Origin of the sequence: Mycolicibacterium komossense, from assembly GCF_025822605.1 — a bacterium.
In the GTDB taxonomy this organism is placed as follows: Bacteria; Actinomycetota; Actinomycetes; order Mycobacteriales; family Mycobacteriaceae; genus Mycobacterium; species Mycobacterium komossense.
Genome location: NZ_JACKTY010000024.1, coordinates 67,223 through 84,921 on the forward strand (window position 1 = coordinate 67,223; position 17,699 = coordinate 84,921).

Here is a 17,699-nt window from a genome sequence, read left to right on the forward strand (position 1 = left end):
CTCAGATCTCCCGCAGGTGGCCGGAGGCAATGGCATCGCGCAGGGCGAACTTGCGCACCTTGCCAGTGGGGGTGGTGGGCAGGGAGTCCGTGACGAACCAGCGGACAGGGACCTTGAACAGCGCGAGTCGACGAGCGACGTAGTCGACCACGTCGGCCTTGACCAGCTGCGCTGCCCCGCCGCGGGGTCGGATCACTGCGGCGACGATCTCGCCCCAACGGTCGTCGGGCACCCCGACGACAACAGCGTCGTCGATGGAATCGTGGCTGACCAGGACCGTCTCGATCTCGGCGGGTGCGATGTTCTCCCCACCCCGGATGATCAATTCCTTGAGACGTCCGGTGACGCTGAGGTATCCGCGCTCGTCGATGGTGCCCAGATCGCCGGTGTGCACGAATCCCTCGGAGTCCACCGCGCGGGCGGTCGCCTCGGGGTCGTGGAGGTACTCCAGAAATTGTTGATACCCCCGAGCACAGATCTCGCCAGGCTGGCCCACCGCGACTGTTTCGCCAGATACCGGATCGACGATCTTGCATTCGACTCTGGGCAAAGGTCGGCCGACGGTGGTCAATTGATCCTCGCGCGAGTCCGACGGCCTGGTCGCCGACAGCACGGGGGCCAGCTCCGTCTGCCCGAACAGATTCAATACCGACGCGCCGAAGATCTTCTTGGCGTCTTCGATCATCGAGGCCGGAACATTCGACGCGCCCCCCATGATCACTTTCAGGGCCGGAGCAGGAGTGGGCGCGCTGCGCTGACATTCCAGCAGCGCGCCGAGGATCGTCGGCACGTAGAACAGCACCGAAACCCGTTCGCGCAGCATCGCTTCGAGCACGGGAGCCGGCCGGAAGCGTTCGACGAGAATCACCGTCCCGCCGATCCATAGCGGGCCCAGAGTCGCGATGACGCAACCGGCGGTGTGGAACATCGGCAGCGGGTTCAGGCACACCGAACCGCGCTGCACTGCCGCGACTTCAAGCGTCAGCTTGGCGACGTTGACCAACGACCGGTGTTTGAGCAGGACGCCTTTGGGCCGGCCCGTCGTACCCGAGGTGTATTGCAGCATCACCGCATCGTCGGCATCGGTCGGCGCAGCAGCGAGGACCGCGGCGCTCACCTCGGGGGTCCGCCACCGATCCCGCTCCGACAGGGAGATGCACAGCAGGTTCGGCAGCCCCGCTGCTACGCCGGCCACAACCTCGACCAGGTCGTCATCGCGATTGCTGTCGGCGTGGATAAGGACCGAGGCGCGACAGTGCGTGAGCGCATATTCGAGTTCCCCGGCCCGCAGTGCCGGGTTGAGTGCAACCAGCACCATGCCCGCCAGCGCCGCACCGTACTGAATAACCGTCCATTCCAGTATGTTTGGAGCCCAAAGGGCCACATAACTGCCGCGCTCGGCCAGCGCGCTCAGGGCCGTCGCGACCCGAGCAGCTTCGTCGTAGAGCTGCGCATAGGTCAGGCGGTCGGGAGAACCATCGTGTCGGACTCCGACGAGCGCGGGTTGATCGGCACGAGTCTGCGCCCGGAGCGCCAGAAGTTGACCGACCGTGAGGTCGATCAACTCCGCGCTCTGATCCGCAGGCAGATGGGCATACCGCAGGCCCGCTACATCCTCCGGAAACGCTGCCATCGTGTCCTCCTCGTCGGCCTGGGTGCCATGATGCGCCTCACACACGGTAGATGAATATCAATTAGAAACGAAGCCGGGTTGGTGACAGATATCGCATCAAACAGGCAGGTAAAACCGAATATATTCCCATCTCTGCTAGACAACTCCACGATAAAAACGAACGTCCGATTTGTTGACTCTTGTCAGAAAATCCTGTTACCGTGACTGCGGTCACAATATTTAGGGAGAGTCATGGACGCCACACCCAAGACCGCCATCATCGGCGCCGGTATCAGCGGCCTCACCTCAGCCAAGAACCTTGCCGACGCCGGTGTCGAGTACGACTGCTTCGAGTCCTCCGACCGCGTCGGCGGGAACTGGGCGTTCCGCAACCCCAACGGTCATTCCAGTGCCTACCGCTCACTGCACATCGATACCTCGCGGGACTGCCTGTCGTTCAAGGACTTTCCCATGAGCGACGACTTGCCGGATTATCCGCACCACACCGAGGTCAAGGCCTATCTCGACGACTACACCGACGCATTGATTCTGGATCCCGCGGGTGCTGTCAGTGGAGCAGAACGCGACGACATCCTGCATGCTGTGCGACGGACCCAGCGGCAACGGCAACAGGCCCGCCACCACCCAACCGATGAGGGTGATCAGGACGGCAGCAACCCCACCCCAGGAACACAGGTTGAAGATCCAGAGCTTGGGTCCGGGCGTCGTCGAGCATCGACAATCCTCTATCCACTGCGGTCGGAAGCCTGCGCACACGCATCCGGAGTTGAGCACATCGCACACCAGCGAGCGATTTGAATAGAGACTAGAAATTATCGCCGAGCAAGACCATTGCGATGCGCCCCCTACCCCACCCCCTAATAGGCCGCCAGGATCGGCTCCAGCTCGCTAGGGGTCGCACCATGCAGGATCACGCCGTCGGCGCCGAGCGCTAGCTGCTCGCGGAGGGTCGCTACACAGGATTGCGCGCTACCCGTCGCCGCGGGCGCCGTCCACTCCGGCGGCAGCAATGCCGCGATGTGCTCGAGCTTCTCGATGGGCGTGGTCGGGCTGTCGATCGCCTGCAGCCCGCCCACGTAGAAGCTCTTGACTACCTCATCGTCGCGAAAGCGTTGCAGAACTTCGGGATCCCAGCGGTTCGTCCGCACCATCAGGTCGCCGTAACCTTGCAGATAGGTGGCAAGGCGGCCGACGAGCTTGCGCAGGCGCATCTCCTCGGGGATGTGATCGCCGATGGTCGCCAGGCACGACCACACCTTGACGTCATCCGGGTTGCGCCCTGCGCGTTCGGCGCTGGACTTCACCGTCTTGACGCATCGAGCCAAGGTCTCGTCGGTGAAGAAGGTGTGCAGGATGACCTGATCCATCACGCGGCCGGCCATCTCCAACGAGTTCGGCGCAAACGCCACCATGCCCATCGGGATGTCGACGTCGTAATCCTGGCCGAGACGCAGCATCGGATAGCGGCCCATCGGGCCGTCATGTCCGACAACGGTTTCCCCGCGGAAGAGTCTGCGCATGACGCCGACGAAGTCCTCCATCTGTGCGGTCGTGATGCGGGGCATCCCGAAGGCATCCTGCAACGGCGGGATTCCGCGGCCGATGCCCAGAGTGAAACGTCCGTTGCTCATCCCGTGCATCGTCAGGGCGTAGGCCGCCGTGACGATCGGGTGGCGGGTGTTGTGGTTGGTCGCGCCGGTGGCGATGCCGATGTGCTCCGACACCGCCGCGGCCGCGCCGGACAACGTGCACGCCTCCTTGGTATTGAATCGCTCCGAGAGGAAGGCGTGACCAAGACCCATAGCCTCTGCCTGACGAATCTCGTCGATCAGCACCCTCGGCGACTCGGGTTGTCCACCAAGGGCATAGAAGCCCAGCTCCGGTCGAACAGTCGTACTCATGCGTTCCTCTCCGTGGCAAACTCAGGCCACCGGTCATGGTCGTAATCGCAGGGGTTCCACACCTCGACGATTCGCCCCTGGTCTACCCGGAACACCTCGATCGCGGCGATGGCATCGGCAGTGCCGTCATGGTTGACCATCTCCGCCTGGTAGACGATCGTGCAGAGTTCGTCGTCGGAGACGACCCGCAACAAGGTGAAATGGACGTTCTTGACCGTGTCCCACAGGTCCCGGACACGCTGGACCGCTTGTTCGTGGGTCAGGACCGTCCGGCCGCCCGGCGTGTTGCGAACGATCTCATCGCCGATGATTTCCGTTGCAACGGCGTATTTCTGGGCGTTCCAGAGTTCGTAGTTGTAGCGTTCGACGACCGTCCTCGGACTCGCCGCCCGGTCTCTCACCGGTTGGCCGTCGCGGGCTGCTTACGGCGAAGATCCCGTGCCAGCAGGCTGGTCAACGCACGCGGGGCGTCCACCAGGTACGAGCTGAGACCGATCCGCCGGGGCAACCGCACCGACAGCCGCCCGTTCTCGATCGCCGCCAACGTGGCGCTGGTGATCTCCGCGGGCGTGATCAGTCGACTCAGGTGTAGCCGATACATCCGCTGCACCAAGGCGGCGAAGACCGCATCGGTCCGCCCCTTCTCCATCAGACCGGTGTCGGCTACCTCGCCGATCTCCACCTTGGTGAAACCTACTGGTGTGTCATGAAACTCGGCAGCGAGGTTGGCAGTCAGATGAGTGATGAAGGCCTTGGTGGCCGCGTACACGGCCAGATTTGGCGGGCAGATGAGGCCGCCGATCGACGACACGTTCACCACATGGCCGCGACCCCGAGCCACCATGCGGGGTATCGCCTGGCGCTGGAGTTCGACCACCGCATGGACGTTCAGGTCGAGGATGAAATCCAAGGTTTCGTAGGTCATTTCATCGAAACGACCAATCTTCTCATCGCCGGCGTTGTTCACCAGGATGTCGATGGGACCGTCAGCCTCGACGCGATCCAGCAGCCCAGCGACGGCCTCGTGATCGGTGAGATCGGTCGGGTACGCCTTGGCGCCGAGCTCCTCGGCCAACGCGAACAACTCGTCGGATGGGCGGGCGACGAGGGCCAGGGTTGCACCGGAGCGTCGCAGTCCGCGTGCCAGGTCGGCGCCGATTCCCCTACTGGCACCGGTGACCAGTGCCCGACTGCCGGCGATCTTGAATCGATGTGTAACCATGACCACATTCTTACTTGCTTGTGCGCAAGTTAACAACTACTTTTCTAATATGGCTTCAACAATCTCCCGTTTCCCCCGCACCGCCTCCGAGCTGACGGCCAACTGGTTGACCGACGTCCTCGCCTCGGCGGGAGCCATCGCATCGGGATCCCGCATCAAAAGCCTTCGAGTGGAACGGATTGCCGAAGGGGTCGGTTTCGCATCCTTCCTGTACCGAGCCCACCTGGAGCTCGACGGCGACGGCCCGGCCACGCTCATCATCAAATGGCCCACCGACTACCCCGCCTTTCTCGAGCTGGCCAAGTCGATGTACCTCTACGACCGCGAGGTGGCCTTCTACAACGACATCGCGCCCGCCGCCCCGGTCAGCGCGCCGCGTGCCTATTTCGCCGCGATCGAAGATGACAGCACAGATTTCGTTATCGTCATGGAAGACCTCGCCCACCTCGAGAACGCCGACCACCTCGAGGGTTTGAGCATTGACCGCATGCACGCCGTGCTGGACGAGGTGGCGCGCTTTCACGCCTGGGGCTGGGAGATGAAACCGCCTAACACCACCAACCCGGCCTTCCTGCCAATCGACGATGCGCGCATGGCAGGCCTGTTCACCGTCGGCGCCACAGCCGGCTGGCCGATCTACCTGGAACACGGGCGCGCCAGCGCCCCAGCCGGTTTGGCCGAGGCGATCCAGGAGTACGCCGTGCTGGCATCCGCTTTGCTCGGCGCGCTCACCGAGCCGGCCACGCTCATCAATGGCGATCTGCGGGCCGATAACCTCTTCTTTGGCGATGCGGGCCCGCACGTCACCGTCGACTACCAGTTCGCCGGTCGCGGCTGCGGCATGTGGGACGTCGCCTACCTCGTCGGTCAGGGACTGACACCCGAAGAACGCAACGGACAGGAGCGGGAGCTGGTCACCCGGTACCTCGAAACCCTCTCCGGCTTGGGCATCGACTACCCGTTCGACCAGGCGTGGCAGCAGTTCCAGCTCGCCGTCGTGGCGCAAGTCGCCCTTCCGCTGCTCGCCATGACCTCATGGGAGAGCCTCAATCCCAGAGGCAAAGAGCTGCTTCAGGTCCTGATGGAACGTTGCTTTGCGGTCATCGCCGATTCCGATGCGGTCAGTGCGGTGCGGGCACTGAAGGGCACCAGCTGAGTCCGCCGAAAGCACCCGCCTACGCTGGTCCGGACAACCGGGCGGCGACACGGTCATGCCAGCGCGTCAACACCCCGTCGAAGTCGGCGGTGCTCGGGTCCAGAATCCACCTATACGCGTAACCGATGCCCATGGCGACCATCTCAGAACCGATATCGTCGATGCCGCCCGAACTCGATATGGAACCGTCGGCTTGCCCGTCGGTGACCGCGCGGCCGATACCTTCTTCCACCTGCGTGAGCCAGCTCTGGATACGCTGCCGGAGCGTGTCATGGTCATGCAGGGCTTCGAAATTCAAGCTCAACACCGCGCGCAACAGCCGTGGATCCTCGGCCGCGAAATCCCGGAGGGCCAGGATCGGGGCAAGCACCCGTTGCAGACCCGAGGTTCCAGGCTCTTGGGGCGCGTCGATGCGGGTCTCGTAGTCGCGCAGCACAGCGTCGACTAGCGCCTCCTTCGACCCAAACCGCTCACGCACCATGGCACGGCTGTAACCGGCCCGGATACCGATCTCCTGGGCAGTGGTATTGGCATACCCCTTCTCGGCAATCAGCTCGATGGCTGCCTCGGCGAGCCGGCGGGAAGACTCCTCCACCCGTTCGCGCTGCGAACGTCGCGACGGAGTGCTCACCGCCACCCCGCCAGCCTCTGCGAGCAATCCCTTACTTGCACGCCAACAACTCTAACGGCTGATGGATGTGGCGAGATCGCCGCGCTGCGTGAAACGATGGCCACCGCCATGCGGTTCGAGTGGAGGAGTGCCGTGTCCGGAAACGCCAGTCGTGAGAAGTACTTCGCGGCAGCTCTGGAGATCCTGACCGACCAGGGATTTGGGCACTTGAGGATGACGTCGCTACACCAGCGGCTGGGGGTGTCCAGCGGATCGTTCTATCACTTCTTCGCCGGTTGGGACGATTTCGTCGCCCAGTTCCTGGAGAACTGGGTCGGACAGACCGCCGAGATCTCCGCACAGGCTCAACTGGCATCCGACCCGTTCAATCGCCTGGAGACACTGCGATTGCTAGCGCGGTCGGTGCCGCACAGCGCCGAAGCCGCGATGCGCTTGTGGAGCGCCACGGATCCGGCGGTGGCGACCGCTCAGTATCACGTAGATACTCAGCGGTTGGCCATCATTCGCGAAGCCGTCTCCGCCGCTGGAGTGACCAACTCGCGAGCGGGTCTCCTGGCACAGCACGGACTGAGCATCATCGTGGGTTGGCAACAACTCAGCCACCCGTTCGACGCATACGTGCTCGACGACATGCTCGGTCAGTTCATCGAACTCGTGCGCGGCAGCGCGTCGTCCGTCTGATCCTTCGACCACCGGTCAAGCCGGGGTCGTCATCTCAGTTTCCACGGTGCGTGAAGCCTTGAGCGCGTAGGGCGTAACGAGGGCAATCAGCACGAAGAACATCACGAACACTACCCAGAAGCTGATCAGCCCGTGCCATGCGAACGGACCGTCCCGGAAGAACGGGACGAAGATGAGCGGAAAGTATGTCGCGGCCACGAGGAAGGCAACCCATGCGACCCAACGAGGGAACAGCGGCATTGGGCGACGGTCCCGCAGGATCGCCAAGCCCAGAGCGATGCTCTGCAGAACCGAGCACATGAACGTCAGATCGAAGAAGATCCAACCGAAGTCGTAGAACAACTGGATGGCTCCGTCGGTGCGCGTGCCGGCCCGCAGCGCTGCCGTCAACCAGATCGTCGGCGGGACAAGGGTGACGATGGCGGTCAGAAGCCCACCGAGCAGCTCGATAGTGGAGAGCACCCCCATCGGTCCCTCGATTCGGCTGATGATCTTCGACAGGCCCGCACTCCACACGAAGTAGAACGGCGCGCCCATCGCCATCATCACCATGCCGGTCCGAATGGCCGTCTCGTGCTCACGGAATTAGGTGGCGATCTCCGCTGCGCCCAGGTATTCCGCTGGCGGCGGCCAGAAGCCGGCCAACACTGCGAAGCCGACGAGACCCAGCCCGCAGTACACGACAACCGACCAGATAGCGACGCGCAACATGCGAAAATCCGCGCGCAGAGCGCCCTCATCGCGAGCCTGCGCGATATCGCCCGCCGCGGATTGCACATCTATCGCCATCGCGTTCCCTCTTTTCACGTGCACCTTCGACCAGCGCTTCGCCATCACCATAGAGCACTCTATGGACCTCGCTGGAGCATTTCGACGAATCCCGACGGCGATCTTTTTAGGGTTAAGTCAGGGCCACCCGACTTCACGATGATCTCGATATGCGCTCTGCGAGAGGATCGGCTGCGCCATTCTGGTTCAGGTCAACCACATGGGTTAGATTCTTTTTAATCTCAACTAAACACTGCTCATCAGCCAAAGGACGGCCGTCGCCATGCCTGCACCCTGCCCGACAGAGAACCTCGATGCCTTCGCCGCTGCCTACTCAACGGCGTGGACCAAGGATTCCGTCAGCCTGCTCGATTTCTTCGATCCGGCGGGCACGTACACCGATATGGCCATGGACACGACCTACGCAGGCCACGACGGCATCGAGCGCTTCCACCGGTGGATGCTGAAGTTCGCCCCGGACTCGGTCATCGAGTTCAGCGCCCCGGCGGCTCGTGACGGCGTGGTTTACCTCGAGTGGCTGTGGGACGGATCTTTCCAGGGTGCGCTCCGGCTGGCCGACGGCTCACTACTCCCGTCCAATGGGCGGAGATTCAGCGTGCCAGGCGTCGCCGCCTGCCGCTACGGAACGGACGGCAAGCTGACCAGCCACCGAGACTTCTGGGATGTCACCCAGATGATCGCACAGCTACGCGCGGCGTGACCTCAATGCTGGTTCATTGGAATCCACTGCAGCTCAAGGCCACCCCTACACCACGCTGCCACGATAGGACGCCAGTATGAAGCGCCCACAACTCGCGGACTACATCGTGGTCGGGGCAGGCTCGGCCGGTTCGATCATCGCGGCTCGCCTGGCTTCGGCCGGCGCGAGTGTGATCGTCGTGGAAGCAGGCGGTACCGATCGCCGCCCCGATGTGGCCTTCCCCCTGGGCATCGCCACGCTCTACGCAACTGCCAATTGGAAGTACCCCACCGCACCGGAGCCGGGCAAGGACGGTAAAGCCAGCGCCTTCGCCAGCGGCCGAATCGTCGGAGGAAGCGGATCCATCAATGCGATGGTCTACGCGCGGGGGCGCCAAGCCGACTACGACGGTTGGGCGCAGGCCGGCGCGACCGGCTGGTCCTACCGCGATGTGCTCCCCCACCTCAAGGCGCTGGAAAGTTGGGCAGGAGGTCCCGACGAGCATCGCGGCGGATCCGGACCCATCGCGGTGTCGTGGTGCGGCCATCACCACGACATCGACGACGCCTTCATCCAGGGAGCTACCGACGCTGGCCATCGGCTCAACCCGGACCCCAATGGCGCCGACCAATTGGGCGTGGCGCGCAGCCAGGTCAACCAGCGGCGCGGCTATCGCAGTTCGTCGGGCCGGGAATTCCTCCGCCGCGTCCCCCGTGAACAACGCCCACACGTCCTGACGTGCAAGACGGTAACTCGGGTGATCGTCGAGCACGGACGCGCCATCGGCGTACAGATCGGTGATCAGGTCGTCCGGGCGCGCCAGGAAGTCATCCTGTGCGCCGGGGCCATTGGGTCCCCCGCGTTGTTGATGAACTCCGGCATAGCCGCGGGCGGACGCGTGGCCGACCTGCCGGGCGTCGGCGAGAACTTCCATGACCATCTCGTCGTCACCCAATCCTGGGCCTCGAAGGTACCGACGATCAACACCATGGGCCCGGTCCGCGCCGCCAAGGCACTTCGCGAATTCCTCGCGCGGGGTGAGGGTCCGATGACCACCACCCCCTTCGAGGCTCAGCTCTTCACCGAGGACTTCCAGATCGCGGTCAGCCCTGTCCGCTATGAGCTCGACCCCGTCACCGGTCGGGCCATCGTGAAGCGCTCTGATGCATTCACGGCCTACACGGTGTTGATGCATCCCGAAGGTCGCGGGCGGGTCCGCGTCCGGGACGGGAAGCCGCATATCGAATTCGACCGGTTGGGCCGGCCCGAGGATGTGCGAAAGCTCTTGGTGGGCGCGAAGCTAACCCGCGAGCTCATCGAATCTCAGACCGCCATGCGCAGGGTGGCTGGCGCAAATCTGACTCCGATCGACGACGATGCGCGGCGTTGGCTGTCTACAGCCGAGGGCAGCATCTACCACGCAGTCGGCACCTGCCGGATGGGAACCGATGACGGGTCGGTCGTCGGCCCGGACCTGCGCGTGCACGGAGTCGATGGTTTGCGCGTCGCCGACGCCTCGGTGATACCGGCCATCACCTCAGGCAACACCAACGCCCCCACCATGATGATCGCTCTGCGCGCAGTCGATTTCATCCTCGACCGCCGTTCGTGAATCCTCGGCGCTTTTCGACCATGAACTTCACCAAGGTTTCACGAACGCCACAGCGGCACGACTAGGAGCTCCCATGACACCGGCTGACCCGCCACCAACGGTCGCCGCCGTTCCCAGGACGCAAGACCGCATGACCCACGACGTGTGGTTGCCGGATGAGATCGTCGAACTACGCTCGCACGCACGCGCCGCGGTGGAGAAGCAGCTGGCCCCCCGTGCGCGTGACATCGGCCAACGCGAAGAGTCCGCCGATAGCTTCCCGTGGGATGCATTCCGCGGACTTGCCGCCGAAGGCCTGTTCGCTGTGCCCTTCGGCTTCGACTACGGCCGGGGACTGCAGCACCCGATGCTCGGCACCTGCACCGTGACCGAGGAGATCGCCTACCATTCCTCGTCGATGGCCGGGGTATACGACGGCCAGTGCATTCTGGTTCCGCAGACCCTGACCTATGCCAACGACACCCTGCGCGCTCGGTTGATCCCGGAACTGGTCAGCGGCCGAACGGCATTCTCGTTCGCCACCACCGAACCCGAGACCAGCTCCGATCTGACCGCCGAGCGGATGCAGACCGTAGCCGAGGACACCCCAGAGGGCTTCGTGGTCAACGGCCGAAAGAGGTGGATTACCAACAGCATCGTGGCCGGCTGGGTCTCGGTCCTGGCGCGGGCTGGCGCGGGTAGCAACCGAGCGACGATGTTGCTCGTGGACCTGTCCTCACCCGGTATCCGAATCGGCGCCCCGGATCTCAAGATGGGGCATCGCGGGCAGATCACCGCCGATATCGTGTTCACCGACGTCCTGGTCCCCCACCAAAATATTCTCGGCACGGCAGGAGGCGGACTCGGTGTCGCGCTGTCGGCACTGGTCCGCGGACGGGTCGGAATCGGCGCTGCCGGCGTCGGCGTCGCACAGGCGGCCTTGGACCTCGCCGTCGAACGGCTGCGGACCCGACAGGTCTTCGGCAGCCCGCTGGGGGCCATGCAGCACTGGCAGTTCACGATGGCCCAACGGGCGACCGAGATCGAATGTGCTCGAACGCTTTATCAGAAGGCAGCGACCCTGCTCGATCGCGGTGACCGCAATGCCGAACCCGAGGCAGCGATGGCCAAGGCCTACGGCACCCGCCTGGCCAACGATCTGGTACGAGAAGCCATTCAGATCCACGGTGCGCTGGGCTTCGCCAGGCAGGTGGGCGAGGCCGGTGAATCGGTGCGGCTCGAGGAGATGTTCCGCGACGCCAAGATCCTCGAAATCTTCGAAGGCGCGAACGAACTGCAACAGTGGATCGTCGCCCGTCAACTCATCGGGCGAGACGTGACGGGCTGACCGCGTGGAGGTCCGTGGCGGCGCGCTCACCGGCCAGGAGGGCAGCCTCGATCCCCGAGTGAGTGAGGAAGTCGCCGGCGACGTGCGCGCGCCGGCCGCGCGTCACGCGCCTGACGCGTGGCCGCGTAATGCCCAGGGACCGAAGCGATCAGCGCCACCTCCGTCTCGGAGATGCGCGTGAAGTCTGGCTGAGCATCCGAGAATGCCATGGCGACCGCCAGCCGGGCCTTGGCGACGACCTCTGACTCGGACAGGCCCAACGTCTGCGCGGTGTCGAGCCAGGTGCTGGCGGTCCGCGCGCCGGCCGGGCCCCTTGGCGGAATCTGGTCAGCACCGTCTACGACGTCTGGCGCCACTCGGCACACCGTCATACCTAGCCGAAACGGCTCACCCTGCCGCTCGAGTTGTTTTTAATTTAGACTAGAAATAGCCACGCACTGCGCGTCAGCAGCCGCCGATTGCCCCTTCGACTGAGGAGTTGCACCAGATGACCGTCGACATCGCGGACGGCGCGCGGGACACCCTGCCCGCCCCCTGGCCTCGTCTGTTCACCTGGGTCGAAGAGGTGACCGGCGGCCGAATCGTGTCCTGGCGCCGACAGGCACGGTGGCGGCCGGCGTGGTTTCTCACCGTCGACGTCGAGGGCAATCGGCGCGAGCTCTACGCCCGCTGCCAGCGCGAAGAATCCATGCCGTGGACTCAAACCCTTTCTTTGCGTCGCGAATACGAGATCATGCGCGTCCTGCATGACAACGGTGTCGCAGTGCCCGCCCCGTTGGCCTTCTGCGACGAACCCGAATCGATCCTGATGGAGTCGATCCGTGGCCGGGATCGCTTCGACGAACGCGATGACGCCCAAACCCGCAGCGCTGTCATCAACGACTACGTCGCACAGCTCGCCGAGGCGCATCGTCTGGACCCAGCCTTGTTTCAAACGATCGGCCTCTCGCGTCCGGCAACTCCCCGCGACATCGGATACATGGGATTCGGCCTCTCGGAGAAGTGGTACCGGCAGATCAAGCCGGGGCCGGATCCGACGATCGAGTTCATCGTGTCCTGGCTGCACCGCCACGTGCCGACACACCGCGAACAGACATCGTGGATTCACTTCGACGCCGGGCAGTTCCTTCATGCCGACGACCGGGTGACGGCGGTGATGGATGTCGAATTCTCCTGCCTGGGTGACCCACTCGCCGATCTTGGCGCCATGCGTATGCGCGACACGGCCCAGCCCATCGGAGATCTCACCGGGGCATACGCCGCCTACGCGAGCGCGACGGGGCAACCGATCGACCGCAGTGTGGTCAACTTCCATGCGGTGCGCTTCGCCCTGCTCACACCCATGTTGTCCGCGGCCACGCGTGCCGATCCGCCGGCGGAGTTCGATCTGGCGCAATGGCAAGCCTGGTCACTGATGTCCTTCATGATCTGTTTGCAGATCATCGCCGAAGAGGGCGGCTACTCGCTGGAACCGCCGCCCGCGGTGACCTCGGTGACCCCGCGCAACGACCCGGGCTTCGTCTCGGTCGAGAGGATCATCGGTGGCGTACTCGATGACCTCAATCCCGATGACCACGTTGCCTTCCGGCTGGCAATCGTGCGTGATCTGCTGACAGGTCTGCACCGCGGCGCGACGGCCGCAGCGTCGGTGGGAGAGGCGGATCGCGAGGACGAGCAGCGGCTGCTCGGAGTGCAACCCGACGGCTGGCTCGATGCCGACCAACGACTTGAACGTTTCGTCGCCGAGCATGCCGCGGACCGCGAACGCGATATCGTCGGCCTGCTCAGCCGCCGCGTGCAACGCCAGATCGAGCTCATCGATCCGGGCATGCGCGACGTCCGCGGGTTCCGAGTGCAACCGATCGACTGGTCGGCGATACCGACGACCTCCTGACGGTGGGCCAGGTGCCGATCAGGTAGTAACCCACTCGACGACCTCGTCGAGTGGGGCCCGTGAGGTGCGGTAGCCGTTGGTCGGATGGTCAATGTCGGGGTAACCGAAGGAAATCCCGCATACGACGGTGCGGTCCGCCGCCAGGCCGAGTTCGTCGCGAAGGACTCCTGGATACATCGCCAGCGCGGCTTGGGCGATGCTGCCGACACCGTGTGCGGCCGCGGCGAGGAGGAAGTTGCTGACGTATCCGCCGCAATCGACCGCACCGTAGGGCCCCAGCGCCTCATCGGTGTGAACGATCGCCACGTGCGGGGCGCCGAAGAACCTGAAGTTCTCCAACGTCTGTGCCATCTGACGCTCGCGATCCCTGCGTTCGATGCCCAACGCAGAATAGAGCTGGTATCCGCTCTCCCGGCGCCGGTCGAGATGCACCCCGCGATACTCCCGCGGAAACGGAATGTCGGGCGTCTCGACGTACTCGCTCGATGCCGCGGCGTACAGCGCATCGCGAAGCCGGTCGGTTCCCGCTCCGCTGGTGATCGCGAGCTTCCAGGACTGGCTGTTGCACCAGGAGGCCGTCAGCTGCGCGGTGGCCAGAATCGCCCGGATAGTCTCCCCGGCAACGGGTTCCGGCTTAAAGGCTCGACAGCTCGTCCGAATGGCCAGTAGCTGTGCCAGCGTCGTGGCCGCATCGGCCGGTAGCCGATCAGATCTGCGAGATTCAACGATGGCACGGAGATCGGTGTTCACGGACCGATTTTATCGTGCGTTAATATTATGCATCGCGCCCTGACGAACGGGTCCCACTCGATTGCAGATACCTCGCCGCGTTCGCGCCTCCGCTTTGGAGTTCCCGGAATGAGCGAACCGCCGCGCATACTGGCGCAGCCGCGACCTGACCATCGCCGGCGACGAGGACTATGGACCCGATTCCTGGATCTGCTCAACGTCGCCTGACCGACGACACACCACCGGGTACACCGCGATGCCGGACGCCAGCGGAATCTTTTTTATCGTGTGTTAAATTATGATCGGGGCGTCGGGAGATAGGGATTCGCTTGAGATGTCGAACAACCAGTTGACGTCGGACCTGGACGTAGACAGCGACGACGAGCTCCCGTCCCACGTCGTGAGAATTCCTTTGCCACTGCCCCTTCGGGATCTGCGCGAGGTGAATGTCTACGCCATCCTCGGAGAGGATGGCGTGACCCTGGTCGATTCGGGCTGGGCCGACGACGCCAGCGAGACAGTGCTCGTCGAAGCCCTGGCCCGGCTCGGATTCGCGCCCCACGATGTCGCACGCGTCGTCGTCACCCACCACCATTGGGACCACTATTCGCGGGCCATCGACTGGCAACGGCGGTACGGCACCACGGTCATGATCGGCCGGGAGGAACGCCATTCGATCGAGGCGTTCGACGAACGGACCTGCACCTACCCCGTCCAGGCTCAGCAGCTCATCGCAGCCGGGGCGACCGAACTCGCGGAGACCATCGCAGCCTTCCCGCTGGAGACGTACGAACGCAACGTCCCGTATGGCCCCGCGGACGTGTGGCTCGAGGACGGCATCCATATCGACTGTGGAGGCGTCGATCCGGTCGCCAGGTCTACGCCGGGGCACACCCGCGGCCATATCGTGTACGAGGACCGTCGATCGCGCCTGGCGTTCACCGGTGACCACATCCTGCCGCGGATCACCCCGTCGATAGCGCTCGAGCGGCAGCCCGAAGAACTGCCACTGCGCTCCTACCTCGCGTCGCTGAAGCTCTTCCTCGACCTCCCAGACGCAACCATGCTGCCCGCCCACGGCGCCGTCACCGAGAGCGTCAAGGCCCGGGCCGAGCAACTTCTCGAGCACCACCGCGACCGGCTCGAACAGGCACGCGAACTCGTGGCGGCCGGCAACTCCACCGCCTATCAGGTAGCCCGGCAGATGCGGTGGACCCGGCACGAACGCACCATCGACGAACTCGGCGCGGTGCACGGTATGACCGCGATTCTCGAAGTACTTGCCCACCTGGAACTTCTTGTGACACAAGGCGCATTGGAGCGCACCGGCTCGGGGACCGTCAACGACTACGTTGTCAGCCAGAAGGGGCACTGACCCGATGATCGTGCGAGCCCAGCCGAACCGTACAGCGGCCCTGCGCGCCGAGCGCGACGAGATCCTACGCCTCTGTTCTGACCTGAGTTGCCAGGAATGGACGGCGCGAAGTGCAGCCGAGGGCTGGCGGGTCCAGGACGTGGTAGCTCACCTCGGTTCCGGTTGCCACTCGCTGTTCACCCCGTCCGCGGTGACCATGCTGTTGAGCAAGGACATCGAGCACACCAACGACACGATGGTGGCGGCCCGGCGCTCCTGGGAGCCCGACAGAGTTCTCCAGGAGTACAGCCGTTGGAGCGCCCGGGTCACCCGGTTGTCCGGCGCCGTTGCGACGACGCCGCTGAGCCGGCTGCGGATCCGCCTGGCCGAATTGGGCTCCTTCCCTATCGGTTTGCTGCTCGGTGCGGCGATGGTGTTCGATCACCACACGCATCTGCGCTTCGACATAGCCCCCGCCATCGGCAGGGAGACACCTCCCACCGATGCCAACCGGATGTCAGTGGTCATCGAATGGATGCTGGCGGTGCTGTCGAACCAGCTGCGCCAAGCGCCGCTGGAGTGGATGCGCAGACCCGTGAGCTTGGAACTCACAGGGCTCGGCGGCGGCTTCTGGTCGATCGCGGCCGACGGCACCGTGACCGCGGGCCTGGCACAAGTTCACCGCGCCGCCGATATCGTCGCCACCACCGAGGAGTTTCCGGAGTGGGCGACGCGGCGCGCACGGTGGCAGGACCGAAACATCACCATCGGCGGCGACCACGACTACGGCGAGCGGTTTCTCAACGTGGTCAACATCGTCTGATTCGCCCCGCGAGAGGAAAGCCCATGACCACGCCACTTCCCGCCCCATTGCACGGCGTCCGAGTCCTCGAAGTCGGAGGCATGGGGCCGGGCCCGTTCGCCGGAATGACGTTGGCCGATATGGGTGCTGAGGTCGTCCGGATCGATCGGCCTGGCGGCCCGGGAGTATTTCCGGGGGACCCCACCCAGGATCTACTCAACCGCGGAAAGCGGTCGGTCTGCCTGGATCTGAAGCGGCCCGCGGCTGTCGAGATCGTGCTGGCCATGGCCGCGCACGCCGACATCCTCATCGAGGGACACCGGCCGGCCGTAGCCGAGCGGCTGGGTATCGGGCCCGCCGACTGTCACGCGCGCAACCCGGCACTGGTCTACGGACGGATGACCGGCTGGGGCCAAGACGGTCCACTCGCCAACCGGGCCGGTCACGACGTCTCCTACATCGCGCTCACCGGAGCACTGCACGCCATCGGTGACGCGAGCGGCCCACCGCAGATCCCGCTCAACATCGTCGGCGACTTCGGCGGTGGGGCAACCTATCTCGTGATGGGGGTGCTCGCCGCACTATGGGAGGCCGGCCGAACCGGCAAGGGTCGCACCGTCGACGCCGCAATCATCGACGGCGCCGCACACCTGCTGTCGGCAACCCACGCGATGCTCAACACCGGCACCTGGCGTGATGAACGCGGTGTCAACATGCTCGACGGCGGAGCACCGTACTACGCGGTCTACGCGACCGCCGACGGCGAACATATGGCCGTCGGCGCGATCGAGTCCAAGTTCTATCGTCTGCTTCTCGCCGGCCTGGGACTGCACGATGTCGACACCGCTCTACAGGACGACAGATCAACGTGGCCACGAACACGCGAACGGATCGCCGCAGCGTTCCGCGCTAACACGCGGGCGCACTGGACCGAAGTCTTCGAGCCGACGGACGCGTGTGTCGCTCCGGTCATGAGCCTGCGCGAAGCCGCCGAGCACCCCCATTTGAAGGCCCGCGGCACCGTCGTCGAACACAACGGTGTCCTACAAGCAGCTCCCGCACCGCGCTTCTCCGGAACACCAGCCGCCGTCGGCACCGCTCCCGTCCCGCTGGGAGCCGATACGCGCGCCGTGCTCGCAGAGTGGGGTATCGCAGAAGACCTCATCGCGAGCGCAACGGCCAGCCAACCGAACAGCTGCTGACCGACGGAGGTCCTGCTTCGGCTCCAGCCACCCGCGGGATAGCTGATTCGTCATACGGTGGCCGCCCCGGAACAGCGGAGCTTCAGG

18 protein-coding genes and 1 pseudogene are annotated in these 17,699 nt (G+C 64.6%); 10 read left to right on the plus strand and 9 right to left on the minus strand.

The window, feature by feature from the left end:
- Window position 1 precedes the first annotated feature (1 nt).
- Window positions 2-1,633, minus strand: a complete 1,632-nt coding sequence (locus H7J73_RS10725) for a class I adenylate-forming enzyme family protein (protein WP_264067332.1) — start codon at window positions 1,631-1,633, stop codon at window positions 2-4.
- 231 nt (window positions 1,634-1,864) lie between these two features.
- Here H7J73_RS10725 and H7J73_RS10730 point away from each other — a divergent pair.
- A pseudogene (locus H7J73_RS10730) lies at window positions 1,865-2,155 on the plus strand (NAD(P)-binding protein); the annotation flags it as partial.
- 335 nt (window positions 2,156-2,490) lie between these two features.
- On the opposite strand, the gene H7J73_RS10735 reads toward H7J73_RS10730, so the two are convergent.
- From H7J73_RS10735 to H7J73_RS10745, 3 genes are read right to left on the minus strand one after another with little or no spacing between them, the layout of a single operon-like run.
- Window positions 2,491-3,534, minus strand: a complete 1,044-nt coding sequence (locus tag H7J73_RS10735; RefSeq protein ID WP_264067333.1) for a TIGR03857 family LLM class F420-dependent oxidoreductase — start codon at window positions 3,532-3,534, stop codon at window positions 2,491-2,493.
- Window positions 3,531-3,935, minus strand: coding sequence for a nuclear transport factor 2 family protein (locus H7J73_RS10740; RefSeq protein WP_264067334.1), 405 nt, complete (start codon window positions 3,933-3,935; stop codon window positions 3,531-3,533). The genes H7J73_RS10735 and H7J73_RS10740 overlap by 4 nt, the downstream gene beginning before the upstream one ends.
- Window positions 3,932-4,756, minus strand: a complete 825-nt coding sequence (locus tag H7J73_RS10745) for an SDR family NAD(P)-dependent oxidoreductase (protein ID WP_264067336.1) — start codon at window positions 4,754-4,756, stop codon at window positions 3,932-3,934. Before H7J73_RS10745 ends, H7J73_RS10740 begins: the two co-directional genes overlap by 4 nt.
- Before the next feature lie 49 nt (window positions 4,757-4,805).
- Between H7J73_RS10745 and H7J73_RS10750 the strand changes: the two genes are divergently transcribed.
- Window positions 4,806-5,912 carry a phosphotransferase gene (locus H7J73_RS10750; protein ID WP_264067337.1) on the plus strand — a complete coding sequence of 369 codons (1,107 nt, stop codon included), beginning with the start codon at window positions 4,806-4,808 and terminating at the stop codon, window positions 5,910-5,912.
- A gap of 19 nt (window positions 5,913-5,931) precedes the next feature.
- On the opposite strand, the gene H7J73_RS10755 is transcribed toward H7J73_RS10750, so the two are convergent.
- Entirely contained in the window at window positions 5,932-6,543 is a 612-nt protein-coding gene (locus tag H7J73_RS10755; RefSeq protein ID WP_264067338.1) for a TetR/AcrR family transcriptional regulator, read from the minus strand.
- 132 nt (window positions 6,544-6,675) lie between these two features.
- On the opposite strand from H7J73_RS10755, the gene H7J73_RS10760 reads away from it, so the two are divergent.
- Window positions 6,676-7,224, plus strand: a complete 549-nt coding sequence (locus H7J73_RS10760; RefSeq protein WP_264067339.1) for a TetR/AcrR family transcriptional regulator — start codon at window positions 6,676-6,678, stop codon at window positions 7,222-7,224.
- Between the two features lie 15 nt (window positions 7,225-7,239).
- Here H7J73_RS10760 and H7J73_RS10765 read toward each other — a convergent pair whose 3' ends face one another.
- Entirely contained in the window at window positions 7,240-7,761 is a 522-nt protein-coding gene (locus H7J73_RS10765; RefSeq protein ID WP_264067340.1) for a hypothetical protein, read from the minus strand.
- 48 nt (window positions 7,762-7,809) lie between these two features.
- Complete coding sequence (locus tag H7J73_RS10770; protein WP_264067341.1) at window positions 7,810-8,013, minus strand: hypothetical protein; 204 nt, start codon at window positions 8,011-8,013, stop codon at window positions 7,810-7,812.
- A 262-nt stretch (window positions 8,014-8,275) separates the two neighbouring features.
- On the opposite strand from H7J73_RS10770, the gene H7J73_RS10775 reads away from it, so the two are divergent.
- From H7J73_RS10775 to H7J73_RS10785, 3 genes are all read left to right on the plus strand, one after another.
- Window positions 8,276-8,713 carry a nuclear transport factor 2 family protein gene (locus H7J73_RS10775; RefSeq protein ID WP_264067342.1) on the plus strand — a complete coding sequence of 146 codons (438 nt, stop codon included), beginning with the start codon at window positions 8,276-8,278 and terminating at the stop codon, window positions 8,711-8,713.
- Window positions 8,714-8,789: 76 nt separating this feature from the next.
- Entirely contained in the window at window positions 8,790-10,304 is a 1,515-nt protein-coding gene (locus H7J73_RS10780) for a GMC family oxidoreductase (RefSeq protein ID WP_264067343.1), read from the plus strand.
- Between the two features lie 73 nt (window positions 10,305-10,377).
- Window positions 10,378-11,631: an acyl-CoA dehydrogenase family protein gene (locus tag H7J73_RS10785; protein ID WP_264067344.1), complete on the plus strand. Its 1,254-nt coding sequence runs from the start codon at window positions 10,378-10,380 to the stop codon at window positions 11,629-11,631.
- A gap of 26 nt (window positions 11,632-11,657) precedes the next feature.
- On the opposite strand, the gene H7J73_RS10790 is transcribed toward H7J73_RS10785, so the two are convergent.
- Window positions 11,658-11,987, minus strand: coding sequence for a hypothetical protein (locus H7J73_RS10790; protein ID WP_264067345.1), 330 nt, complete (start codon window positions 11,985-11,987; stop codon window positions 11,658-11,660).
- A gap of 131 nt (window positions 11,988-12,118) precedes the next feature.
- On the opposite strand from H7J73_RS10790, the gene H7J73_RS10795 reads away from it, so the two are divergent.
- Entirely contained in the window at window positions 12,119-13,525 is a 1,407-nt protein-coding gene (locus H7J73_RS10795) for a phosphotransferase (RefSeq protein ID WP_264067346.1), read from the plus strand.
- Between the two features lie 18 nt (window positions 13,526-13,543).
- Here H7J73_RS10795 and H7J73_RS10800 read toward each other — a convergent pair whose 3' ends face one another.
- The gene (locus H7J73_RS10800) at window positions 13,544-14,275 is read right to left on the minus strand and encodes a nitroreductase (RefSeq protein WP_435405464.1); all 732 of its coding nucleotides are present in this window, start codon (window positions 14,273-14,275) and stop codon (window positions 13,544-13,546) included.
- A 313-nt stretch (window positions 14,276-14,588) separates the two neighbouring features.
- Here H7J73_RS10800 and H7J73_RS10805 point away from each other — a divergent pair, with 313 nt between their 5' ends.
- The 3 genes from H7J73_RS10805 to H7J73_RS10815 are packed head-to-tail and all read left to right on the plus strand — an operon-like array spanning window position 14,589 to window position 17,612.
- A complete protein-coding gene (locus H7J73_RS10805) occupies window positions 14,589-15,629 on the plus strand; it encodes an MBL fold metallo-hydrolase (RefSeq protein WP_264067347.1) in 1,041 nt (346 codons plus the stop codon).
- Window positions 15,630-15,633: 4 nt separating this feature from the next.
- A complete protein-coding gene (locus H7J73_RS10810) occupies window positions 15,634-16,431 on the plus strand; it encodes a maleylpyruvate isomerase N-terminal domain-containing protein (RefSeq protein WP_264067348.1) in 798 nt (265 codons plus the stop codon).
- 23 nt (window positions 16,432-16,454) lie between these two features.
- Window positions 16,455-17,612: a CaiB/BaiF CoA transferase family protein gene (locus H7J73_RS10815; RefSeq protein WP_264067349.1), complete on the plus strand. Its 1,158-nt coding sequence runs from the start codon at window positions 16,455-16,457 to the stop codon at window positions 17,610-17,612.
- Window positions 17,613-17,699: the final 87 nt, after the last annotated feature.

Coding starts and splice junctions, on each gene's coding strand:
- H7J73_RS10725 (WP_264067332.1), bottom strand. CDS start 1,633: ATGGCAGCGTTTCCGGAGGATGTAGCGGGCCTGCGGTATGCCCATCTG.
- H7J73_RS10735 (WP_264067333.1), bottom strand. CDS start 3,534: ATGAGTACGACTGTTCGACCGGAGCTGGGCTTCTATGCCCTTGGTGGA.
- H7J73_RS10745 (WP_264067336.1), bottom strand. CDS start 4,756: ATGGTTACACATCGATTCAAGATCGCCGGCAGTCGGGCACTGGTCACC.
- H7J73_RS10750 (WP_264067337.1), top strand. CDS start 4,806: ATGGCTTCAACAATCTCCCGTTTCCCCCGCACCGCCTCCGAGCTGACG.
- H7J73_RS10765 (WP_264067340.1), bottom strand. CDS start 7,761: ATGGGCGCGCCGTTCTACTTCGTGTGGAGTGCGGGCCTGTCGAAGATC.
- H7J73_RS10770 (WP_264067341.1), bottom strand. CDS start 8,013: ATGGCGATAGATGTGCAATCCGCGGCGGGCGATATCGCGCAGGCTCGC.
- H7J73_RS10775 (WP_264067342.1), top strand. CDS start 8,276: ATGCCTGCACCCTGCCCGACAGAGAACCTCGATGCCTTCGCCGCTGCC.
- H7J73_RS10780 (WP_264067343.1), top strand. CDS start 8,790: ATGAAGCGCCCACAACTCGCGGACTACATCGTGGTCGGGGCAGGCTCG.
- H7J73_RS10785 (WP_264067344.1), top strand. CDS start 10,378: ATGACACCGGCTGACCCGCCACCAACGGTCGCCGCCGTTCCCAGGACG.
- H7J73_RS10795 (WP_264067346.1), top strand. CDS start 12,119: ATGACCGTCGACATCGCGGACGGCGCGCGGGACACCCTGCCCGCCCCC.
- H7J73_RS10805 (WP_264067347.1), top strand. CDS start 14,589: ATGTCGAACAACCAGTTGACGTCGGACCTGGACGTAGACAGCGACGAC.
- H7J73_RS10810 (WP_264067348.1), top strand. CDS start 15,634: ATGATCGTGCGAGCCCAGCCGAACCGTACAGCGGCCCTGCGCGCCGAG.
- H7J73_RS10815 (WP_264067349.1), top strand. CDS start 16,455: ATGACCACGCCACTTCCCGCCCCATTGCACGGCGTCCGAGTCCTCGAA.